The following is a 219-nucleotide window of genomic DNA, read 5'->3' as shown; positions in this document are numbered from 1 at the left end:
GACCATCCGTCGTCGCCCGTGGGCTCGACGACCAGGACGCGTCCGCCCTTCTCGGCGACGAAGACCAGGCCGTCGGGCGTGCTGCCCGCACTGGTCGGCAGCTCGAAGCCGCCCTGGATCGTGTCGAGCGCGAAGTTCTCGGCGATGCCCGAGTCCACCCCGAGCGGGGAGGTCGCCCTCTCGAACACCGTCACCGGGCTGATCACGCTCTCCACCGGG

General features: G+C 71.2%; 1 protein-coding gene. It reads right to left on the bottom strand.

Annotated elements, in window-relative coordinates:
• Nucleotides 1-219 (bottom strand): hypothetical protein (locus tag ACOADB_RS15460; RefSeq protein WP_378600302.1); only part of this gene is annotated, 219 nt, incomplete at both ends.

This window comes from Nocardioides sp. CPCC 206348, from assembly GCF_048654705.1.
Classification (GTDB): Bacteria; Actinomycetota; Actinomycetes; order Propionibacteriales; family Nocardioidaceae; genus Nocardioides.
The sequence above is the reverse complement of the archived record's forward strand: the minus strand, read 5'-3'. Positions and strand labels throughout refer to the sequence as shown.